Raw genomic sequence first — 19,909 nt, 5'->3', positions numbered from 1 at the left:
CAATAAAAAACCGGCACATAGCCGGTTTTTTTTGAGTTGACTTGTATTAAGACAATTCGAGTGGCTTGAACGGAACCAAAGTATCCACTTCAGCGTCGTAATCAACACCGTCAATACCGAAGCCGAACAGCTTCAAGAACTCATCTTTGTAGAGTTGGTAATCGGTCAATTCAAACAGATTTTCAGAAGTGACATCTGGCCATAGGGCTTTACACGCCGTTTGAATACTGTCACGAAGCTCCCAATCATCTAGACGGAAGCGGTTGCCTTCGTCCATTTCGCAGCTGTCACCGTAGAGACCGGTGCGGAATAGTCGGTCAATCTGCTCTTGGCACCCTTCATGAACACCTTCAGCACGCATGATTTTGAACACCATAGCTAGATAGAGTGGCATCACAGGAATAGCAGACGAGGCCTGTGTCACAACGGACTTAAGAACCCCTACGTTTGCTTGACCACCCTTTTTCGACAAGCGCGCATTCAATTCAGAGGCAGCACGATCCAAATCCTGCTTCGCTTTACCAAGGGTACCGTGCCAGTAGATCGGCCAAGTGATATCGGTACCAATGTAGCTGTAAGCAACGGTTTTAGCACCGTCAGCCAAAACTCCTGCTTCATCCAGAGCTTCGATCCAAAGCTCCCAATCCTGACCGCCCATCACTTTGACGGTTGCGTCGATCTCTTCTTGATTGGCTGGTTCGACTTCCGCTTCGATGATGACATCTTTGTTAGTATCGATCGCTGTTGAACGGTAGACCTCACCGATCGGCTTCAAGGCAGAACGAATCACCTCACCAGAGTCTGGCATTTTACGAACAGGAGACGCCAGCGAATAGACCACAAGATCAATTTGACCTAAGTCCTCTTTGATCATCTCAATGGTTTTCGCTTTCGCTTCATGAGAGAAAGCGTCGCCGTTAATCGATTTAGCGTAAAGCCCTGCTTCGTGGGCCAGCTTTTCAAAACTCGCCGAGTTATACCAACCCGCGGTACCTGGTTTCTTCTCGGTTCCCTCTTTTTCAAAGAAGACACCAATGGTAGAAGCACCCGCACCAAAGGCTGCTGTTATACGTGAACTCAAACCATAACCCGATGATGCACCTACAATAAGTACACGCTTAGGACCATCAATCGTTCCTTGCGCTTGAGTCTTCGCAATTTGCTCGCGAACGTTTGCTTCACAGCCTGTTGGGTGAGTTGTTGTGCAGATGAAACCGCGAATTTTTGGTTTAATGATCATGGTATAAAGTTTAGTCCATTCAATATAACGTAACGCAAAGATACCTGATTTATCCCCACTGGGGAATCTTGAAACCTCTCTTGCACCCCATGAAAAAGTGAGTAACCTGTTGCAAAAACCCAATTCCACACTGTTTAGGATGATTTATGGATAATTTACACGGCTACTACTTAGAAGACCTTGAAGTTGGTATGAGCGACAGTTTTGCAAAGACCATTTCTGAGGCAGATGTCTATGGCTTTGCAGGCATTTCGGGTGACACCAATCCTGTACACATCAACGAAGAGTATGCGGCGACAACTCCATTCGGCCAGCGCATTGCCCACGGCATGCTAAGTGCGGCATTAATCTCTACTGTGGCCGGTACGAAACTTCCTGGACCTGGAGCGATCTATGTTGATCAGCAGATTAAGTTCAAGGCACCCCTTTTTATCGGGCAAACAGCGAGAGCAGAAATCACCGTTAAAGAGATCAATGAACGCCGTCGTCGTGTCCTTTGTGACACCAACGTTTATGTTGGCGACAAGGTAATCGCAACGGGTGAAGCAACCTTTATGGTGGACGCCCGTCCAGAGGCTTAAACAGCCTAACAGCCTGTGTAAGACCATTGATTGAGACTCACAGGCTGACTTCCCCTTTCCACTTCTGTATGATCGCCAACCACTAAATCGTCGTACAGCGACATCTACGACACAATAATAAAAAAACACGGTCACACATTTATGAATAAAGTGCTTATCAGCGCCTGTCTTTTGGGCGAAAACGTTCGATACGATGGACGTCACAACCTCATTAATCACCCCCTGCTAGAGAGGCTACAAAACGAAGATCGCCTCGTTAGGATCTGTCCCGAGGTCGCCGGTGGTCTCACTGTCCCTCGCCCCTACGCCACTATTGCTCGTCGTATTCCGGTTGAAGTCATCACAGATGAAGGCGAAGACGTTACTCCGCAGTTTGTTCTTGGCGCCGAGCTCACAGCAGAACTGGCAAAGCGAGAGGGGTGCGTTGCGGCTTTGATGAAAGCAGATAGCCCAGCCTGTGGTAATCGCGACATCTCAGGCGCTGCCTTCAGTGGTAAAGAGGCGTCTGGCGCTGGTATTGCAGCGCAAGAGGTCATTGAGTCTGGCATCCCAGTCTTTAATGAGACGGAAATTGATCGCTTAGAAGCGATGTTAGAAGAGCTAGATTTAGTATCTGAAACCGCATAATTGTTTTTAAAACTTGTAGCCGAAAGAGCCCATCCTTAAACTATGGGCTCTTTTTATTTGAGCTGGAAACAATTTCACCATGCGTGCTAGTCAATTTCTTATTGCGACCGTCAAAGAGACTCCTGCTGATGCAGAGGTTATCAGTCATCAGTTAATGCTTCGTGCGGGCCTCATCCGCAAACTGGCATCAGGCCTATACACCTGGCTACCGATGGGTCTTAAAACACTGCGCAAGGTTGAAAAGATCATTCGCGAAGAGCTCGATGCTTCGGGTGCTCAGGAGCTACTGATGCCTGCGATTCAGCCGGCTGAATTGTGGCAAGAGTCAGGCCGCTGGGAACAGTACGGACCTGAACTGCTCCGTTTGAAAGATCGTCACCAGCGTGATTTCTGTGTTGGACCGACTCACGAAGAGGTGATTACCGATCTGGTTCGCAACCAGCTTAAGAGTTACAAACAGCTACCGGCTAACTTTTACCAAATTCAAACCAAATTCCGTGATGAGATTCGTCCGCGTTTCGGTGTAATGCGCTCACGTGAATTTGTTATGAAGGATGGCTACTCCTTCCACATCAACCAAGAGTCACTACAGAAGACCTACGACGACTACTTTGATGCTTACGTTCGCATCTTCGACCGCCTTAACCTAGATTACCGTCCAGTCATTGCCGATAACGGTTCTATTGGGGGTACCGGCTCTCATGAGTTTCACGTTCTTGCCGCTTCTGGTGAAGATGATATCGCCTTCTCTGACAGCAGCGATTACGCAGCCAATGTTGAAATGGCGGAAGCAATCGCACCTAAAGCCGCTCCGGATGCACCTACAGAAGAGATGCGTTTGGTTGACACGCCTGATGCTAAAACCATTGCCGCGCTCGTTGAACAGCACAACCTACCGATCGAGAAGACGATTAAAACCTTAATGGTCAAAGCGTCAGATGAGGTTGATTCAGACATAGTTGCCCTTCTGGTTCGTGGCGACCATGAGTTAAATGAGATTAAGGCCGAGAAGCAGCCTGAAGTTGCCTCTCCTCTGACTATGGCGACTGAAGAAGAGATTCGCGCGATTGTGGGCGCTGGTCCAGGCTCCCTTGGTCCAGTCAACCTTCCTATGCCAATCGTTATTGATCGTGCAGTGGCGTGCGCGTCGGACTTTGGTGCCGGTGCTAACATCGATGGTAAACACTATTTCGGAATTAACTGGGAGCGTGATCTTCCAACCCCACGCGTTGCAGACCTTCGCAACGTGCAGGTTGGCGATCCAAGTCCAGACGGCAAAGGTACGCTGAACATTCGTCGCGGTATCGAAGTGGGACACATTTTCCAGTTGGGCTTGAAGTACTCCGAAGCGATGAATGCAACGGTATTGGATGAAAACGGCAAAGCGGTGCCAATGACCATGGGTTGTTACGGTATCGGTGTTACTCGTGTCGTTGCAGCTGCCATTGAGCAGAATCACGATGAGAACGGCATCATCTGGCCAGAATCTCTAGCACCTTTCACCGTTGCTCTAGTACCACTGAACTACGATAAATCTGATGACGTAAAAGCGCTATCGGACAAACTCTACTCAGAACTGAAGGCAAAAGGTGTTGATGTACTACTAGACGACCGAAAAGAGCGCCCAGGGGTTAAATTTGCTGACATGGAGCTAACAGGCATTCCACACCGCCTGGTGATCTCTGACCGCGGTATTGCAGCCGGCCAACTTGAGTACAAAGGCCGTCGTGACGCTAAAGCCTCTGATCTTCCACTGGATAATGCCGTGGACGCGCTGATCGCGAAACTGGGCCAATAAGGAACTATTTCAATGAGCATCACTATTCTTCACAACCCTCGCTGTTCTAAATCACGTCAAACTTTGGCACTGGTTGAAGAGCAAGGTGCTGAACTCACCGTTCGTGAATATTTAAAAGAGCCTCTATCCGCCGATGAGCTGCGCCAACTGATCGCTGCACTGGGTGTCACACCTATCGACTTAGTCCGCACCAAAGAGGATGAGTTCAAGTTGGCCGGTCTGACTAAAGAGTCCTCAGCTGATGCATTGATTGCCGCTATGGTTGAGTACCCAAAACTGATGGAGCGTCCCGTTGTGATCAACGGTGACAAGGCGCGCATTGGCCGCCCTCCTGAGCAAGTATTAGAGATTCTGTAATATGTCTGCGCCGTACGTACTGGTTCTATTCTACAGTCGTCATGGCGCGACCCGTGCGCTGGCTGAATCGATCGCACTGGGCATTGAACAATCTGGTATTAACGCTCAAATAAGAACCGTTCCGGATGCAGAAACGTCTAACCTCGCAGATAGTGAAGGGACACTCTATGTCACACAGGACGATTTAAGAGAGTGCTCAGGCCTAGCATTAGGAAGTCCAACCCGGTTTGGTCATATGGCCAGTGCGTTAAGCGCATTTATCGAGACGACCACGTCAGAGTGGCTGTCTGGCTCGCTGATCGATAAACCGGCAACACTGTTCACCTCATCCAGCTCACTGCATGGCGGTCAAGAGAGTACGCTGCTCTCTATGGCTCTGCCTTTGATCCATCAAGGAATGCTGTTAGTCGGTGTTCCCTATAATGTTGCTGAACTGCACTCAACCACCCGTGGTGGCACACCTTACGGTGCCAGTCAGGTATCGCAAAACAGTCACCGCCTATCACAAGACGAACAGAGAATTGCCGTCGCTCAGGGTAAACGTTTAGGTACCCTAGCGCAGCGTTTGAGCAGTCGTTAAAGGAGTTAACATGTCTCTACAACGCAAAGCGTCAATCAGTGGTTTAATTACCCGTGTCAGCTTTATCGCCCTTTTAATCTTCTACACTCTACGTTTCTTATGGTTAGCACCGAGTTCTGGAGATAACCCTTGGGTGATTTGGCTGGTTCACTTACTGCCACTGATCGGTTTTACACCCGCTATATTAAAGGGCACACCGCGTCCTCACGCTTGGCTCTGCTTCGTATTGCTGCTCTATTTCTTGGGCAGTGTACTGACGGCTATCCAACCCCATTTAGCCCTCTATGGTGTGATTGAAGTGTTGTTGATTTCGACTCTGTTTACCGCTGCGATGATGTATACACGCTGGCAGAGTCGCTGGCTGCGTGAGCAAACCAGTCACTGATGGACAGCCAAACCCTGCGACGAATACGTTCGAGCTTTCCTATCCTCAATACACGAGTTGATGGGAAACCCCTGATCTACTTCGATAACGGGGCTACCACTCAAAAACCGCGCGAAGTGATCGATGCAATAACTCAGTTTTATCGGAAAGAGAATGCCAATGTTCACCGTGCGGCTTACCACCTGAGCAGCCTAGCAACCGCACACTTTGAACAGGCTCGAGGTCAATTAGCACAGTTCATTAATGCTAAACCCAATGAAATTGTCTGGACTCGAGGTGCAACCGAAGGTCTCAATCTCGTCGCCGAGAGTTACCTAAGACCCATTCTCAAGGCAGGTGATCGCATTGTTATCGCTATCTCTGCTCATCACGCTGCGATTCTTCCGTTTCAGCGATTAGCGCAGCAGGTTGGCGCCCACTTAGACGTCATCGAACTGACAGCGTCAGGTGAACTCAATTCAGATCAGTACCAAAGCTACCTTAAACTCAATCCAAAACTGGTGGCACTACCCCACGCCTCCAATGTCCTAGGCACCGTCTACCCCATTAAAGAGATGGTAAAACTGGCCAAGAGAGAGGGCCTAACGACTCTGATCGATGGGGCTCAAGCGGCACCGCACCTGGTCTTGGACATGCAGGATCTTGACGCTGATTTTTATGCGTTTTCGGGTCACAAGATGTTTGGTCCGACCGGTATTGGGGTTCTTTACGGGAAAGAGGCTCTGCTTAATGCGATGCCCCCTTGGCAAGTTGGCGGCGAGATGATTGAGTCGGTCAGCTTAACTGAGACCCAGTATGCCGAGGCGCCGCTGCGCTTTGAAGCGGGCACGCCCGATATTGCCGGCGCCATTGGATTGGCAGCTGCCGCTGAGTACCTAAACAATCTAGACCGTGCAGAGATAGAAGAGCACGAGCAGCAACTGACCAGTCACCTCTTGCAGGGACTCAAATCCATAGAGGGGATTAAAATACTCCCTGCTGGAGAGTTCAGCTTACCCATTGTGAGTTTCTATCATGAGACGATCAATGCCGACGACATAGCCGCTCAACTCGATGCACAGGGCATCGCTGTTCGTGCCGGTAGCCACTGCGCGCAACCGCTCATGCAGTCATTTGGATTGCACTCTTCTGTGCGCATCTCTTTAGCGTTTTATAACACAATTGAAGAGCTAGACACTTGTATCGCCCTTTTGCGTTCACTCTGTAGCCATCAACCAGTGACGAGTGATGAGACATCGAATAGCGATTCAGCAAAGCTTTGGATAGAACAGGTTGAGCAAGCGAAAGATTGGCCAACACGACTGAATGCACTGATGAGTTTGGGATCAGTCTCAATAGACCCAAGCCTAAAGCGACCAGAAAATCTCGTCACAGGTTGTGCCAGTCAGACTTGGCTAAAACTGAGTAGTGAAAAGGGTTTTATTCAGTTCGATGGGTGCTCAGAGAGCCGTCAGATTACTGCTCTGATTCAGCTTTTTAAGCACCAGATTGATCAGGGATCCACTGTCGAACAGATCAAGACTTACCTAACGGACCTTGGCTTGGAAAGGCAGTTGAGTCGCACGCGTGGCAACGCCATTCAACGTTTGATTGAATGGCTAGAGTCTCATGACTCCTGAGAAAGGTTTCGCCACACAGCGCCGTCTGATTTCTTATCCAGCATATCCAAAAAACGTTCGTGCTCAGTGAGGTCATCTTCACTCGCTTTCAACACTTTAAGACCAGAAACCTGTTCAGGAGTAAGGCGTCTGATTCGCTGTCCACCACCCTCTTCATCTTGCCCATCCACCGATAGACTCAAGGCGGTTTGACCACCCGTAATCGCCAAATAGACATCGGCTAGGATTTCAGAGTCGAGCAAGGCGCCGTGCAATTCACGGTGCGAGTTATCTATAAAGTACCGACGACAGAGAGCATCTAGGTTGTTCTTCTGACCAGGGTGTTTTTTACGCGCTAAGGCTAAGCTGTCGGTAATCGTACAGAACTCTTCGATGCGCTCTTTAATCCCGTTGCGCTCAAACTCCTTATTAATGAAGCCGACATCGAACGACGCGTTATGGATGATCAGTTCGGCACCACGCACGTATTCAATGAATTCGTGCATCACAACATTGAACTTAGGCTTGTCTGCCAAAAATTCATTGGTAATGCCGTGGACCTGCATCGCCTCAGCATCAACCTCACGATCGGGCAGAATGTATTGATGGTAGTTGTTACCGGTTAAGCGGCGTGCCACCATCTCCACACAACCGATCTCGATGATGTTGTGACCCTCTTCGGGCTCAAGACCGGTGGTTTCAGTATCGAGTACAATTTGACGACTCATTAGAGCTGTTCCTCATATCCGCGATTAGCCAACTGATCGGCTCGTTCATTACCTGGATCACCACTATGGCCCTTAACCCATCGCCACTCAATGTCATGTTGTTGTGTCGCCTGATGAAGTCGCTGCCAAAGCTCGGCATTTTTAACCGGCTTGCCCTGGGAGTTTTTCCAATTTCGCTTCATCCAGCCGTGGATCCACTCTGTGATCCCTTTGCGCAGGTATTCCGAATCTGTGTAGAGAATTACCTTAGAGGGTCGTTTTAAACACTCTAGCGATTCGATAGCCGCCATGATCTCCATGCGATTATTGGTGGTTTCATGCTCCCCACCCCACATCTCTTTCTCAGCACCGCCATAACTTAATAGCGCACCCCAACCACCAGGCCCAGGATTACCTTTACAGGCCCCGTCGGTATATATCGTGACTACTTTCAACTCTTATTTCGCCTTACACCAGCACTTGTTGCTTTAGATTCTATCACTTGTAACTTGCCAAGTAGACGACGATTCCACTGCGGTTGCAGTGGTGTGAGACCCGCTACATCTTTTCTTGCTGTTATTGTGAATAGATTGCCGGATTTAAACGGCAACGCCTTAATCACCTTGGCCACAGGCCTGATCCGTTGCCGCCACTGGTTACTCTCCAGAGGGTAGTTGAACTCTTTAGAGTCCCCACCTAAGGATGAGAGCTGCAGCAACTTAAACCAATCGCCTAAACGGTGTTGCGAGATAAATTGGGCACGCCAAGGGGCGCCCTGATTTCTCTTAAACTGTGAGTGCAACCCTAACCAGGAGGTCGGATTAAAACCCAACAAAATCAGATGACCACCAGGGCGAAGGATACGGGCCGCTTCACGAATAACTTGGTGTGGATCCGCAGAAAACTCATGAGCATGGTGCAATACCAAAATATCAATGACCGCCGACTGCACGGGCAGCTCTTCTGGCGTTGCAATTAGGGTTCGTTCTTCCATCCCTAGCTCAACTCTAGGAGCAACCAATACAGCGTGCTGAGCTCTGGCTGTATCACAGAGCCACTGACGACCGTCCAAAGTAACCTGTAATAGACGACTGCCCTGCACGGAGAGCAATGCACGCTCGATCATTTGGCGCTCTTGTGCCAAAAACTGCTGACCCAACTCTGAGTCATACCAGGCCTGCAGTTCGCTGACTGCGTTCAAATCAGTCACACTACTCATCGTTTTCACCTTCAAAGTAGGTTCTCATTGATCTCTATTCTAGGTAACCTGAGAGGAAATTTCAGCTTCGGAGTTCAGGATGTTTAAGCTAACCCCATTACCCGCATTTGACGATAACTATATCTGGGTCATCGAATCACCTGATGACTCATCCATTGCCGTTGTCGATCCAGGTGATGCGGATGTGGTTGAACAGCATCTGACTCAATCCAACAAAACATTGGCTGCTATCCTAGTCACCCATCACCACCGAGATCATACTGGCGGTGTTGACGCCTTGAATGCGCGATACTCAGTGCCTGTTTACGGCTCATCTGAGTCAAAGTTTCCTGGTGTAACACACCCTCTATCTGACGGAGACTCCATTGAGCTGTTTGGGGCGTCTCTATGTATCAAAGCTGTCCCTGCACACACTCTGGATCATATCGCCTACTTAGTTAACGGCGATACACCACAGCTGTTCTGTGGCGATACACTGTTTTTAGCTGGCTGCGGTCGCCTGTTTGAGGGAAGTGCAGATCAGATGCAACAAGCAATGGACTACTTTGCAAGCCTACCGGATGCGACCGAGGTCTACTGTACGCATGAGTACTCTCTAGCCAACCTGGCCTTTGCCAAAGCCGCTGACCCAGAAAATAGTGACATCGACCAAGCGATCACTCGATGCGAACAGCTAAGATCCGATAACAGACCGACACTGCCAAGCAGCATCGGATTAGAACGCCAGATAAACCCCTACATGCGAACGCGTGAAGCGGCATTGATTCAAAGCGCCAGCCACTATTCTAACCAAACACTCTCTGCTGGAGTCGAGACCTTGGCGGCACTGCGAGAATGGAAGAACAGCTTCTAAATAGTGATCTATGAAGTGGACTTTTTATTCCTTAACAGAAAATTAATGAAATTGACCCAATAGCCCCTCACAGGTAGAATTGCGGCTTTAAATTTTCGGTATAAATGTCCAGAAAGGCACTATGGCAAAGTTGAAATCGACACTGATGGTTGGCGCCCTTGCGATCACACTCGCAGGCTGTCAGACCGTCGCGACACAACAGAGCGCACAGCAGAGTCCAACCGAGCCTGTCCAGGTGCTTGAGAGCGAGCCTGTTCTTGTTCAGCGTACCGAACCCAAAGTGAAGCCAGAGTGGGATGAAGCCCCGATTAAATCGGTACTTCTAGAACTTGAGAAAGATCCAAAGAAAGCAGACTTGTGGGAAATAACCCGCAACAACATGCGACTCAACCACAACCTGGACAAAAAGGTCGTTCAACAGCATATCGATTGGTATGTTGAGCACGACAAATATTTGAACCGCTTAACAGGCCGCGCCTCTCGTTACTACCACTTTGTACTGCATGAAGTGATCAAACGTGGCATGCCGGCAGAGATCGCTCTAATACCAGCAGTAGAGTCCTCTTACGACCCATTTGCCAAATCACCGGCTAAAGCGTCTGGAGCATGGCAGTTCATGCCAGCAACCGGCGATCATTTCGGTCTTAAACGTAACTGGTGGTACGACGGTCGACGCGACATTGTTGCATCAACGCATGCGGCATTGAACTACCTAGAGTATCTGCACGACTACCTCGATGGGGATTGGTTGTTGGCCATGGCCGCTTACAACGCCGGTGAGGGAACCGTAGGTCGTGCAGTTAAACGCAATAAAAAAGCCGGCAAGCCAACCGATTTTTGGAATCTAAAACTGCCGCGTGAGACTCGCCACTACGTCCCTAAAATTCTAGCGATCTCTGAGGTGTTCAAAAACCCCGAGAAGCATGGTCTTGCTTTAGCACCTCTTGCAGACAAACCCTATTTTGAAATCGTCGATACTGGGGGGCAGATTGATCTGTCACGCGCTGCTGAGTTGAGCGGAGTGGAACTGGATGAGATCTACAGGCTCAACGCGGGATTTTCACAATGGGCTACGGACCCAGAAGGCCCGCACCAGCTATTGGTTCCGGTTGATAACGCGGCGCGCTTTAAAACCGAACTAGCATCACTCGCCCCTTCAGACAGAATCAACTGGGCTCGTTACGAAGTTAAGCCTGGCGATAGCTTATCGGTCATCGCTAAGCGCTTTAACACAAACATTTCGACCATTCAGACCTCGAATGATTTGAAAAGTTCTCTGATTCGCGTTGGCCAATCTCTATTGATCCCATCAGCGCTGGTTGATGCCAGCCAGTACCGCTTGAGTGATACGCAACGTCGCACCGCCAGTATCCGCAAGAGCGCACCCGCAGGCAGTAAAAAGATTCTTCACACGGTTAAATCCGGTGATTCGCTCTGGAAAATTGCGAAAATCTACGGCGTTGATCACAAGTCGATCGCTCGCTGGAACAACTTTGGCACCTCTAAGACGCTTAAAATTGGTGAGCGTTTAGCGATTTTCAAAGCCGATGCTCAAGCCTCTTCAACTGCACAGTACTTGGTCCGCAAGGGTGATAACCTCAGCGTCATTGCGCAGCGCCACAACATCAGTGTTCAGCAACTGCTTAAATGGAACGACATCAGCATCGATACCCTATTGATGCCAGGCCAACCCCTTCGCGTTAAACAACCTGAGCAGGGCTAATGGATACTTTAGGCATTGCAATCATCGTAATCTCGGTGGTTCTAGCTGTGTTCTTCAAAGTAGTTGTGATGAAACGCATCCGCGAATGGGTTGATCAAGACCTCATTCGCAGTCTCTCGATGGGCGATCAAATCAAGCTGACTAAGCTGATGGAGTTGGATCAGCAGCTTAAAAGCCAAGAGACGCCTCGTGGCGAACGTCATCAGCAACTGGAAAAGCTTGCTGAGTCACTCAATTCAACAAAATAAGTTGAATTTTTAACCCTAGCACCCTATTTCTAACGTATAGTTTTATAAACTGTTTCGTTGGAGGTTTCCGTGGCTTTGGGTTCTATTCAAAAAAATTCCATAAAAAAAATAGGCGCCATTCTCTCATTCGCCGTTGCACTGACGGCTCATGCCAGTGTCGAGTCTTCGCACGGGATCGCGATGCACGGCGACCTGAAATACGATGCAGGGTTTAGTCATTTTGAGTACGTTAACCCAGAAGCACCTAAAGGCGGAGTTTTTAAACAGGCCGCCAACGGCACTTTTGATAGCTTTAACCCTTTTATTATCAAAGGCACAGCAGCGGATGGTACCGGATTAACCTTTGACACCCTGATGGCTCGCTCTTACGACGAACCCTTCACTCAGTACGGCTTACTAGCCGAAGCGGTCCGTATGCCTGAATCCAGAGCCTGGGTTGAGTTTGATCTTCGTAAGCAGGCACGTTTCAGCGATGGTACCCCTGTGACAGCAATCGATGTCATCGAGACCTTCAGACTATTGCGTGAACAGGGCTCACCCTTCTACAAAGCTTACTACCGCGACATCCGTTCAATCACCGCTATTACAGACCATACTGTCCGTTTTGAGTTTGGCAGTGAAGAGAACCGCGAATTGCCATTGATCATTGGCGAGGTCCCTATTCTCTCTGCGAACTATTGGAAAGAACGAGACTTCACCAAGCCTTCGCTGGACCCTATCTTGGGTTCAGGGCCCTACGTTGTAGACTCTTTTGAAGCGGGTAGAACCATTACCTACAAGCGCAACCCAGATTATTGGGGAACCGACCTTCCGGTTAACCGCGGTCGCTACAACTTTGATGCCATGCAGTTTGATTACTACCGTGACAGCACCGTCGCACTGGAGGCATTCAAAGCTGAAGAGTATGACTTTAGAGAGGAGAACTCCTCTAAAAACTGGGCGACCAGCTATACGGGCCCGGCATTTGATGAGGGTCGTATTAAGAAGGAGCTGATTGCTGATGCCAACCCGGCTGGTATGCAAGCCTTTATCATGAATACGCGCCTCGACAAGTTCAGTGATCCTCGTGTTCGATCAGCCATCGCACACGGCTTCGATTTTGAGTGGACCAATGCCAACCTGTTTTACAGCGCATACACTCGCAGTCACAGTTTCTTCTCTAATTCAGAGATGGCCGCCACTGAACTACCCAGTGAAAAAGAGTTGGCCATTTTAGAGCCGTTCAGAGGCCAGATTCCGGATGAGGTGTTTACAACCGTTTACCAAGCGCCAACCACCAAAGGGGATGGGCGCAACCGAACTCAACTTCGCACAGCACTTAAACTTTTAAAAGAGGCTGGCTGGACACTAAAAGATGGCAAATTGGTTAATGATGCCGGAGATTCATTCAATTTCGAAATACTACTGGTGCAAAAGGATTTTGAACGCGTCGTTGCACCCTTTATTCAAAATCTAGAGAAACTGGGGATGCAGGTCAGCATCCGCATCGTTGATGTATCCCAGTATATTAATCGTCTTCGTTCAACTGACTTCGACATGATCGTCGGCAGCTTTGGACAGAGCAGCTCACCAGGCAATGAGCAGCGCGAATTTTGGGGATCGGAAGCCGCCGATCAACCCGGTAGCAGAAATCTAATCGGCATCAAAGATCCCGCGATTGATCAGTTAGTGGAGCTTCTGATTCAAGCTCCGGATCGTGAGCAGCTTGTGCTGCGTGCTCGAGCACTGGATCGAGTATTGCAGTGGAACCATTTTGTGGTGCCTCAGTTCCACATCGACTCACACCGTGTCGCCTACTGGGATAAATTTGAGTTTCCTGCGATTCGCCCCACCTACACCATTGGACTGGATACCTGGTGGGCTAAGCCATAATGGCAGCGTACATTGTTCGACGATTACTGCTCATGATACCGACGCTGTTCGGTATCTTGCTGTTGAACTTCCTAATCATTCAACTGGCGCCTGGTGGACCGGTTGAACAAGCTCTAGCTCACCTACAGGGTTTTTCGGTTGATGCGACCAGTCGTATTGGTTCAGGAGAGCGTTCAGATATCAGCGCCGATGCACAAGGCGGCGAATCAAAATATCGGGGTGCCCAAGGCATGGATCCCGCACTGGTTGCTGAGATCGAACAACTCTATGGCTTTGACAAGCCGGCCCATGAGCGGTTTTTTAAGATGCTGACAGACTATCTAACCTTCGATTTTGGCCGTAGTTTTTTCAGTGATAAACCGGTGGTTGATCTGATTGTCGAAAAGATGCCTGTCTCGATCTCACTTGGGCTATGGACCACACTGATCACCTACCTAGTCTCCATTCCTTTAGGCATTCGAAAAGCGGTTCGAGATGGCTCCCCTTTTGATATCTGGAGTTCCAGCATCATCATTGTTGGCTACGCGATCCCAAACTTCTTGTTTGCTATTTTACTGATCGTGCTATTTGCCGGCGGCACCTACTTTGAGTGGTTTCCGTTGCGTGGCTTAACCTCACCCGGATTTGAAGAGATGACTCCGATCGAAAAAATCGGGGATTACTTCTGGCACCTTGCTCTACCAATCCTAGCGTCCGTTATTTCCAGCTTCGCAACGCTGACCATGCTGACTAAAAACACCTTCCTTGATGAGATCCATAAGCAGTATGCACTGACCGCTCGGGCTAAGGGTTTAACCGAGCATCAGGTTCTTTACGGCCATGTATTCCGAAATGCCATGCTACTGATCATAGCGGGTATGCCTGCTGCATTGATTGGTATTTTCTTCACAGGATCGATGTTGATTGAGGTGATCTTCTCGCTGGATGGTTTAGGGCTGCTTGGCTATGAGGCGGTTATCAACCGTGATTACCCTGTTATTTTCGGTACGCTCTACATCTTCACCCTAGTGGGGCTTCTATTAAAGCTGGTATCAGACATCACCTATACCCTTGTCGATCCTCGTATCGACTTTGAGAGTCGAGAGGGTTAAACGATGGCATCACCCATTACTCAGCGACGCATTGCTCAGTTTAAAAGCAACCGACGAGCCTACTACTCCTTTTGGATCTTTATGTTGTTGTTTACCCTGTCACTCTTTGCCGAGTTGATCGCGAATGACAAACCGATCCTAATCAAAACGGATCAAGGGCTGTTTTATCCGTTAATGGAAAACTATACAGAGACCGATTTTGGCGGTGACTTTGATGCACCGGTCGACTACCGAGATCCCTATATTACTGAACTGATTGAGGAGCAAAACGGCACTCTATGGTGGCCCGTTATCCCGTTCAGCTACGACACAATCAACTTTAACTTAGACCAACCGGCCCCCTCACCGCCTACTACCGACAACTGGTTAGGCACTGATGACCAGGGGCGTGATGTCGCGGCAAGATTGATCTACGGTTTTCGTATCTCGATACTGTTTGCCACGGTCCTGACCCTTGCAAGCTCGGTGATTGGCGTTGTGGCGGGTGCTTTACAGGGGTATTACGGAGGCAAGGTCGATCTGTTTATGCAGCGTTTTATTGAGATCTGGTCCGGTCTACCGGTTCTCTTCCTATTGATCATTCTAGCCAGCCTAGTGGAGCCTAATTTCTGGTGGTTGCTAGGGATTATGTTGCTCTTCTCATGGATGAATTTGGTGGATGTGGTGCGCGCTGAATTCTTGCGTGCACGCAACCTAGAGTATGTCAGAGCAGCAAGGGCTCTAGGGCAACCGAACTCAGTCATCATGTTTAAGCATGTCCTTCCCAATGCTATGGTTGCGACTCTGACGTTTATGCCCTTCATCTTTAATGGTGCACTGGTGACATTAACCGCGCTCGACTTTCTTGGCTTTGGCCTACCACCCGGTTCGCCATCCTTAGGTGAACTTGTGGCACAGGGCAAAGAGAATCTTCATGCACCTTGGTTAGGTGTGACCGCTTTCTTATCACTCTCTATCATGCTGACGTTACTGATCTTTATTGGTGAAGGTGTTCGTGACGCGTTTGATCCCAGGAAACAGAGCCGATGAAACCGATTCTAGACGTAAAACATTTATCGATTCGATTTCCTGATCAGCCTGAAGCAGCTGTAGAGAATCTAAGTTTTTCTCTACACGCAGGTGAAACACTGGCGATTGTTGGCGAATCGGGTTCAGGCAAATCGGTCTCAGCCCTGTCGCTATTGAAACTGCTGCCTGAGCAGACAGAGATACAAGCAGACTCGATCGTTTTCCAGGGGAAAGATCTTCAGGACGCAACAGAAGCCGAACTTCGATCAATAAGAGGCCACCGAATCAGCTACATTTTTCAGGAGCCGATGACCTCTCTTAATCCGCTTCATAGCATCGAGAAACAGATAGCTGAATCGCTTAAACTGCATAAGGGATTATCGGGCTCTAAGGCCCGTACACGAGTGATAGAGCTTCTAGAGCTGGTGGGTATCCCATCACCTGAATCCCGTTTGAAAAGTTACCCCCACGAGCTATCAGGCGGTCAGCGCCAGCGTGTCATGATTGCGATGGCATTAGCCAACGAACCCGAGATTCTAATTGCCGACGAACCCACCACTGCGTTGGATGTCACGATACAGAAGCAGATATTAGATCTGCTGATGGCACTGCAACAAAAATTGGGAATGGCCATACTGATCATCACTCACGATCTGAATGTTGTGCAGCGTTACGCCGATCGAATTCTCGTCATGCAACAGGGAAAGGTCGTTGAGCAGGGAGATACTCTTACACTGTTTAATGCACCCAACCACCCCTACACAAACACACTGCTCAATGCAGAACCTGTGCGCGACCTCGCTGCTGTTGAAGCAGACGCTAACACCTTGTTAGAAGCTAAAAACATTCGAGTCTGGTTTCCTAAAACTCAGGGCCTTCTAAAACGCGTTTATGATCACATTAAAGCGGTTGACGGCATCGATCTGCAGATCAAAAAGGGCGAGACATTGGGTATTGTCGGTGAATCAGGGTCAGGTAAATCAACCCTGGCCTTTGCCCTTCTGAAACTGACCAAAAGCGAAGGTGAGATATGGCTAGATGGCAGACGTGTTGATTCGCTCAACCAAAAGGAGATGCGACCTCATCGCCGTGTTGCCCAGATCGTTTTCCAAGATCCCTTCGGTAGCCTCAGCCCGAGAATGACTGTGGCAGAGATCATTAGTGAGGGGCTGGAAGTACAACAGAGTTTCTCACCTGAACAGAGAGAAGCCGCTGTCATTCAAGCCCTTCTGGATGTGCAGCTAGATCCAGAATCTAGACATCGCTACCCGCATGAGTTCTCAGGTGGCCAGCGACAACGAATCGCCATCGCGCGAGCACTGGTATTAAAGCCTAAATTAATCGTGTTAGATGAGCCGACCTCTGCCCTCGACAGAACGGTTCAAAAACAGGTCATTGATCTACTTCAATCCCTGCAACGCCAATATAAACTAAGCTATCTTTTTATTAGCCACGATCTCGCTGTCATAAAAGCGTTAAGTCACCGCGTTATGGTGATGAAAGGTGGCAAAGTGGTTGAATCTGGCACTGCAGAGGCTATTTTTAATGCCCCTTCGACGGATTACACCCGCGAATTAATTTCTGCATCAGCCCTTGAAAAAGAGACTGCCTGATAGCATTTATTAATAACATCATTAGTTACAATTAATTTTACCTTTTTGTCGGCGAACTTTAAGATTCGTCGCATTCTTGAAACATGACAATTTAACCAACCAAGGAGAAGACAGAATGTCTGCTTACATTAACCAGGAAGTTAAACCATTTAACGCAACAGCATTCCACGCTGGCGAATTCGTAGAAGTTTCAGAAGCTGACCTTAAAGGTAAGTGGTCTGTTGTTTTCTTCTACCCAGCAGATTTCACGTTCATCTGCCCAACAGAGCTAGGTGACCTTGCAGACAGCTACGCTGAGTTCCAGAAGATCGGTGTTGAGATCTACGCAGTATCAACTGATACTCACTTCACTCACAAAGCATGGCACGACTCTTCTGAGACGATCGGTAAAATCACTTACCCAATGATCGGCGATCCAACTGGCCAGATCTCTCGCAACTTCGACGTAATGATCGAGGAAGCAGGTCTTGCTGAGCGCGGTACTTTCGTTATCGATCCAGAAGGTAAAATTCAGATCGTTGAGATCAACTCTGGTTCTGTAGGCCGTGACGCATCAGAACTTCTTCGCAAGATCAAAGCTGCACAGTACGTTGCTGCTCACCCAGGCGAAGTATGTCCTGCTAAATGGAAAGAAGGCGCTGAGACTCTAGCACCATCTTTGGATCTTGTTGGTAAGATCTAATCGGACCTAAGTCCTTTCCCGAGGCTGCACTCGCAGCCTCGTTTCTCTCTAAAGCTTAGTTATTTTTTATTCATGAGGTCATCATGCTAGAGCCAAATATTGTCCAACAGTTGGACCAGTACCTTAGCTACATCAAACAACCGATTGAGCTTAAGTTAGCTGCTGACGACTCAGCAAAAGGTAACGAACTTAGAGAGCTCGCGACAACGCTCGCTGAGCGTAGCGACAAAATTACGCTAACTGATTGGGATCATCACCGAGTGCCAAGCATGGCCATTCTTGGTGAAGCCGATGCTGAACCACGTGTTGTGTTCTCCGGTATTCCAATGGGTCACGAATTTACAACTCTGATTCTTGCTCTTCTTCAAGCCGGTGGACACCCAAGCAAAGAGCCTGAAGAGGTTCAGAGTCAGATTAAGAGCCTTGAGGGTGAGTTCCATTTTGAAACTTACATCTCGCTCTCTTGTCAAAACTGTCCGGATTTGGTGCAAGCTCTAAACCTGATGGCACGCCTAAATCCAAACATCACCAGCACGATGATCGATGGCGCACTCTACCAATCTGAAGTAGAAGAGCGTGAGGTGATGGCCGTACCCGCTGTATTCCTGAACGGTGAACTATTTACCCAAGGGCGTACTGAGCTCAAAGAGATTCTAGCGAAGCTTGATACTGCCGGTGCTGAGCGCGAAGCAGAAGCGTTATCGGAACGCGACCCATACGATGTACTCGTTGTAGGTGGCGGTCCTGCAGGTGCAGCCGCTGCTATCTATGCAGCTCGCAAAGGGATTCGCACCGGTTTAGTCGCCGAGCGATTTGGTGGTCAGGTTCAAGACACCATGGGCATTGAGAACCTAATCTCAGTTCCCTACACAGAGGGACCAAAACTGGTCTCTAACATGGAACAGCACGTTAAAGAGTACAACGTAGATATCATCACGGCGCAACGCGCAGCGGGCCTCTCTGAAGCCGATGGCCTACATCAACTGAACTTAGAGAGCGGTGCAAACCTACAGTCGAAAACCATTATTATGGCGACGGGCGCCCGCTGGCGTGAGATGGGTGTCCCAGGTGAAGCGGAATACAAAGGCAAAGGCGTTGCCTACTGTCCACACTGTGATGGCCCACTGTTTAAAGGTAAGCGCGTAGCTGTTATTGGTGGCGGCAACTCAGGCATCGAAGCAGCTATCGATCTTGCCGGTGTGGTCAGTGAAGTAACCGTTTTAGAATTTGGTGACACACTTCGTGCAGACCAAGTGTTGCAAGACAAAGCAAACTCGCTCTCTAATGTCACCATTATCAAGAACGCGCAAACCACAGAGATCACTGGAGCGAATGGTAAGGTTAACGGCTTGATCTATACCGACCGCACCTCTGGCGAATCTCACAGCGTTGAGCTAGAAGGTGTATTTGTTCAGATCGGCTTAGTGCCAAATACTGAGTGGTTAAAAGAGAGTGCCGTTGAGCTAACCAAATTTGGTGAGATCCAGATCGATGATCGCGGTGCTACCAATGTACCAGGCGTATTCGCAGCGGGTGATGCAACCACCGTGCCTTACAAACAGATCATCATCTCGATGGGTGCCGGTGCTACAGCCTCTCTATCCGCCTTTGATCACCTGATTCGAAACTAAGTCGAAGAGGCTAGCAAATAAAAAAAGGAGAGTTTAATGCTCTCCTTTTTTGTCTCTTAACGGCACTTAGGAGTCATTTAAGTACTCAGCGTCTCT

20 protein-coding genes are annotated in these 19,909 nt (G+C 49.0%); 16 read left to right on the top strand and 4 right to left on the bottom strand.

What is annotated here, in order from left to right; translation table 11 throughout:
* Window positions 1-46: 46 nt before the first annotated feature.
* Entirely contained in the window at window positions 47-1,240 is a 1,194-nt protein-coding gene (gene fabV / locus XMD564_RS08410) for an enoyl-ACP reductase FabV (RefSeq protein WP_173482094.1), read from the bottom strand.
* 146 nt (window positions 1,241-1,386) lie between these two features.
* Between fabV and XMD564_RS08405 the strand changes: the two genes are divergently transcribed.
* The 7 genes from XMD564_RS08405 to XMD564_RS08375 all read left to right on the top strand — a co-directional run bounded on the left by XMD564_RS08405 (window position 1,387) and on the right by XMD564_RS08375 (window position 7,187).
* Window positions 1,387-1,821, top strand: a complete 435-nt coding sequence (locus XMD564_RS08405) for a MaoC family dehydratase (RefSeq protein ID WP_173483480.1) — start codon at window positions 1,387-1,389, stop codon at window positions 1,819-1,821.
* 141 nt (window positions 1,822-1,962) lie between these two features.
* Window positions 1,963-2,448, top strand: coding sequence for a DUF523 domain-containing protein (locus XMD564_RS08400; RefSeq protein ID WP_173482096.1), 486 nt, complete (start codon window positions 1,963-1,965; stop codon window positions 2,446-2,448).
* A 79-nt stretch (window positions 2,449-2,527) separates the two neighbouring features.
* Entirely contained in the window at window positions 2,528-4,246 is a 1,719-nt protein-coding gene (locus XMD564_RS08395; RefSeq protein WP_173494509.1) for a proline--tRNA ligase, read from the top strand.
* A 12-nt stretch (window positions 4,247-4,258) separates the two neighbouring features.
* A complete protein-coding gene (arsC, locus tag XMD564_RS08390) occupies window positions 4,259-4,603 on the top strand; it encodes an arsenate reductase (glutaredoxin) (RefSeq protein ID WP_173483478.1) in 345 nt (114 codons plus the stop codon).
* 1 nt (window position 4,604) lies between these two features.
* The gene (wrbA, locus tag XMD564_RS08385) at window positions 4,605-5,183 is read left to right on the top strand and encodes an NAD(P)H:quinone oxidoreductase (RefSeq protein WP_173508134.1); all 579 of its coding nucleotides are present in this window, start codon (window positions 4,605-4,607) and stop codon (window positions 5,181-5,183) included.
* Window positions 5,184-5,193: 10 nt separating this feature from the next.
* Window positions 5,194-5,568 carry a DUF2069 domain-containing protein gene (locus tag XMD564_RS08380; protein ID WP_173482100.1) on the top strand — a complete coding sequence of 125 codons (375 nt, stop codon included), beginning with the start codon at window positions 5,194-5,196 and terminating at the stop codon, window positions 5,566-5,568.
* Window positions 5,568-7,187, top strand: a complete 1,620-nt coding sequence (locus XMD564_RS08375) for a SufS family cysteine desulfurase (RefSeq protein ID WP_173508133.1) — start codon at window positions 5,568-5,570, stop codon at window positions 7,185-7,187. Before XMD564_RS08380 ends, XMD564_RS08375 begins: the two co-directional genes overlap by 1 nt.
* Here the strand turns inward: XMD564_RS08375 and dnaQ are convergent.
* From dnaQ to XMD564_RS08360, 3 genes are read right to left on the bottom strand one after another with little or no spacing between them, the layout of a single operon-like run.
* Window positions 7,175-7,894, bottom strand: coding sequence for a DNA polymerase III subunit epsilon (gene dnaQ / locus XMD564_RS08370; RefSeq protein WP_173482102.1), 720 nt, complete (start codon window positions 7,892-7,894; stop codon window positions 7,175-7,177). The genes XMD564_RS08375 and dnaQ overlap by 13 nt on opposite strands.
* On the bottom strand, window positions 7,894-8,328 hold the full coding sequence (gene rnhA, locus XMD564_RS08365; RefSeq protein ID WP_173483475.1) for a ribonuclease HI: 435 nt from the start codon (window positions 8,326-8,328) through the stop codon (window positions 7,894-7,896). The genes dnaQ and rnhA overlap by 1 nt, the downstream gene beginning before the upstream one ends.
* The gene (locus tag XMD564_RS08360) at window positions 8,325-9,092 is read right to left on the bottom strand and encodes a class I SAM-dependent methyltransferase (RefSeq protein ID WP_173482104.1); all 768 of its coding nucleotides are present in this window, start codon (window positions 9,090-9,092) and stop codon (window positions 8,325-8,327) included. Before XMD564_RS08360 ends, rnhA begins: the two co-directional genes overlap by 4 nt.
* A 79-nt stretch (window positions 9,093-9,171) precedes the next feature.
* On the opposite strand from XMD564_RS08360, the gene gloB reads away from it, so the two are divergent.
* The 9 genes from gloB (at window position 9,172) to ahpF (ending at window position 19,813) form a co-directional block, all read left to right on the top strand.
* Window positions 9,172-9,945 (top strand): hydroxyacylglutathione hydrolase, encoded by a 774-nt coding sequence (gene gloB / locus XMD564_RS08355; RefSeq protein ID WP_173508132.1) that lies wholly within the window; start codon window positions 9,172-9,174, stop codon window positions 9,943-9,945.
* A gap of 121 nt (window positions 9,946-10,066) precedes the next feature.
* Window positions 10,067-11,668, top strand: coding sequence for a LysM peptidoglycan-binding domain-containing protein (locus tag XMD564_RS08350; RefSeq protein WP_173494511.1), 1,602 nt, complete (start codon window positions 10,067-10,069; stop codon window positions 11,666-11,668).
* A complete protein-coding gene (locus tag XMD564_RS08345; protein ID WP_173494512.1) occupies window positions 11,668-11,916 on the top strand; it encodes a hypothetical protein in 249 nt (82 codons plus the stop codon). The genes XMD564_RS08350 and XMD564_RS08345 overlap by 1 nt, the downstream gene beginning before the upstream one ends.
* 69 nt (window positions 11,917-11,985) lie before the next feature.
* Entirely contained in the window at window positions 11,986-13,788 is a 1,803-nt protein-coding gene (locus XMD564_RS08340; protein WP_371740268.1) for an extracellular solute-binding protein, read from the top strand.
* Window positions 13,788-14,879, top strand: coding sequence for a microcin C ABC transporter permease YejB (locus XMD564_RS08335; RefSeq protein ID WP_173508131.1), 1,092 nt, complete (start codon window positions 13,788-13,790; stop codon window positions 14,877-14,879). The genes XMD564_RS08340 and XMD564_RS08335 overlap by 1 nt, the downstream gene beginning before the upstream one ends.
* 3 nt (window positions 14,880-14,882) lie before the next feature.
* Window positions 14,883-15,908: an ABC transporter permease gene (locus tag XMD564_RS08330; protein ID WP_173508130.1), complete on the top strand. Its 1,026-nt coding sequence runs from the start codon at window positions 14,883-14,885 to the stop codon at window positions 15,906-15,908.
* Window positions 15,905-17,500 (top strand): ABC transporter ATP-binding protein, encoded by a 1,596-nt coding sequence (locus tag XMD564_RS08325; RefSeq protein WP_173482110.1) that lies wholly within the window; start codon window positions 15,905-15,907, stop codon window positions 17,498-17,500. Before XMD564_RS08330 ends, XMD564_RS08325 begins: the two co-directional genes overlap by 4 nt.
* Window positions 17,501-17,615: 115 nt before the next feature.
* On the top strand, window positions 17,616-18,182 hold the full coding sequence (gene ahpC / locus XMD564_RS08320; RefSeq protein ID WP_173482111.1) for an alkyl hydroperoxide reductase subunit C: 567 nt from the start codon (window positions 17,616-17,618) through the stop codon (window positions 18,180-18,182).
* 83 nt (window positions 18,183-18,265) lie between these two features.
* On the top strand, window positions 18,266-19,813 hold the full coding sequence (gene ahpF, locus XMD564_RS08315) for an alkyl hydroperoxide reductase subunit F (protein WP_173494515.1): 1,548 nt from the start codon (window positions 18,266-18,268) through the stop codon (window positions 19,811-19,813).
* Window positions 19,814-19,909 lie beyond the last annotated feature (96 nt).

This window comes from Marinobacterium sp. xm-d-564 (assembly GCF_013283345.1).
GTDB lineage: Bacteria > Pseudomonadota > Gammaproteobacteria > Pseudomonadales > Balneatricaceae > Marinobacterium_E.
Note: the sequence above shows the minus strand (reverse complement) of the source record. Positions and strands in the feature narration are given on the sequence as shown.

What these genes read in the sequence shown, in the direction of transcription:
- XMD564_RS08375 (WP_173508133.1), top strand. Translation starts at nt 5,568, where the DNA reads ATGGACAGCCAAACCCTGCGACGAATACGTTCGAGCTTTCCTATCCTC.
- ahpC (WP_173482111.1), top strand. Translation starts at nt 17,616, where the DNA reads ATGTCTGCTTACATTAACCAGGAAGTTAAACCATTTAACGCAACAGCA.
- XMD564_RS08350 (WP_173494511.1), top strand. Translation starts at nt 10,067, where the DNA reads ATGGCAAAGTTGAAATCGACACTGATGGTTGGCGCCCTTGCGATCACA.
- XMD564_RS08325 (WP_173482110.1), top strand. Translation starts at nt 15,905, where the DNA reads ATGAAACCGATTCTAGACGTAAAACATTTATCGATTCGATTTCCTGAT.
- dnaQ (WP_173482102.1), bottom strand. Translation starts at nt 7,894, where the DNA reads ATGAGTCGTCAAATTGTACTCGATACTGAAACCACCGGTCTTGAGCCC.
- XMD564_RS08360 (WP_173482104.1), bottom strand. Translation starts at nt 9,092, where the DNA reads ATGAGTAGTGTGACTGATTTGAACGCAGTCAGCGAACTGCAGGCCTGG.
- XMD564_RS08405 (WP_173483480.1), top strand. Translation starts at nt 1,387, where the DNA reads ATGGATAATTTACACGGCTACTACTTAGAAGACCTTGAAGTTGGTATG.
- wrbA (WP_173508134.1), top strand. Translation starts at nt 4,605, where the DNA reads ATGTCTGCGCCGTACGTACTGGTTCTATTCTACAGTCGTCATGGCGCG.
- XMD564_RS08395 (WP_173494509.1), top strand. Translation starts at nt 2,528, where the DNA reads ATGCGTGCTAGTCAATTTCTTATTGCGACCGTCAAAGAGACTCCTGCT.
- ahpF (WP_173494515.1), top strand. Translation starts at nt 18,266, where the DNA reads ATGCTAGAGCCAAATATTGTCCAACAGTTGGACCAGTACCTTAGCTAC.
- fabV (WP_173482094.1), bottom strand. Translation starts at nt 1,240, where the DNA reads ATGATCATTAAACCAAAAATTCGCGGTTTCATCTGCACAACAACTCAC.
- XMD564_RS08330 (WP_173508130.1), top strand. Translation starts at nt 14,883, where the DNA reads ATGGCATCACCCATTACTCAGCGACGCATTGCTCAGTTTAAAAGCAAC.
- XMD564_RS08400 (WP_173482096.1), top strand. Translation starts at nt 1,963, where the DNA reads ATGAATAAAGTGCTTATCAGCGCCTGTCTTTTGGGCGAAAACGTTCGA.
- XMD564_RS08335 (WP_173508131.1), top strand. Translation starts at nt 13,788, where the DNA reads ATGGCAGCGTACATTGTTCGACGATTACTGCTCATGATACCGACGCTG.
- gloB (WP_173508132.1), top strand. Translation starts at nt 9,172, where the DNA reads ATGTTTAAGCTAACCCCATTACCCGCATTTGACGATAACTATATCTGG.
- arsC (WP_173483478.1), top strand. Translation starts at nt 4,259, where the DNA reads ATGAGCATCACTATTCTTCACAACCCTCGCTGTTCTAAATCACGTCAA.
- XMD564_RS08380 (WP_173482100.1), top strand. Translation starts at nt 5,194, where the DNA reads ATGTCTCTACAACGCAAAGCGTCAATCAGTGGTTTAATTACCCGTGTC.
- XMD564_RS08345 (WP_173494512.1), top strand. Translation starts at nt 11,668, where the DNA reads ATGGATACTTTAGGCATTGCAATCATCGTAATCTCGGTGGTTCTAGCT.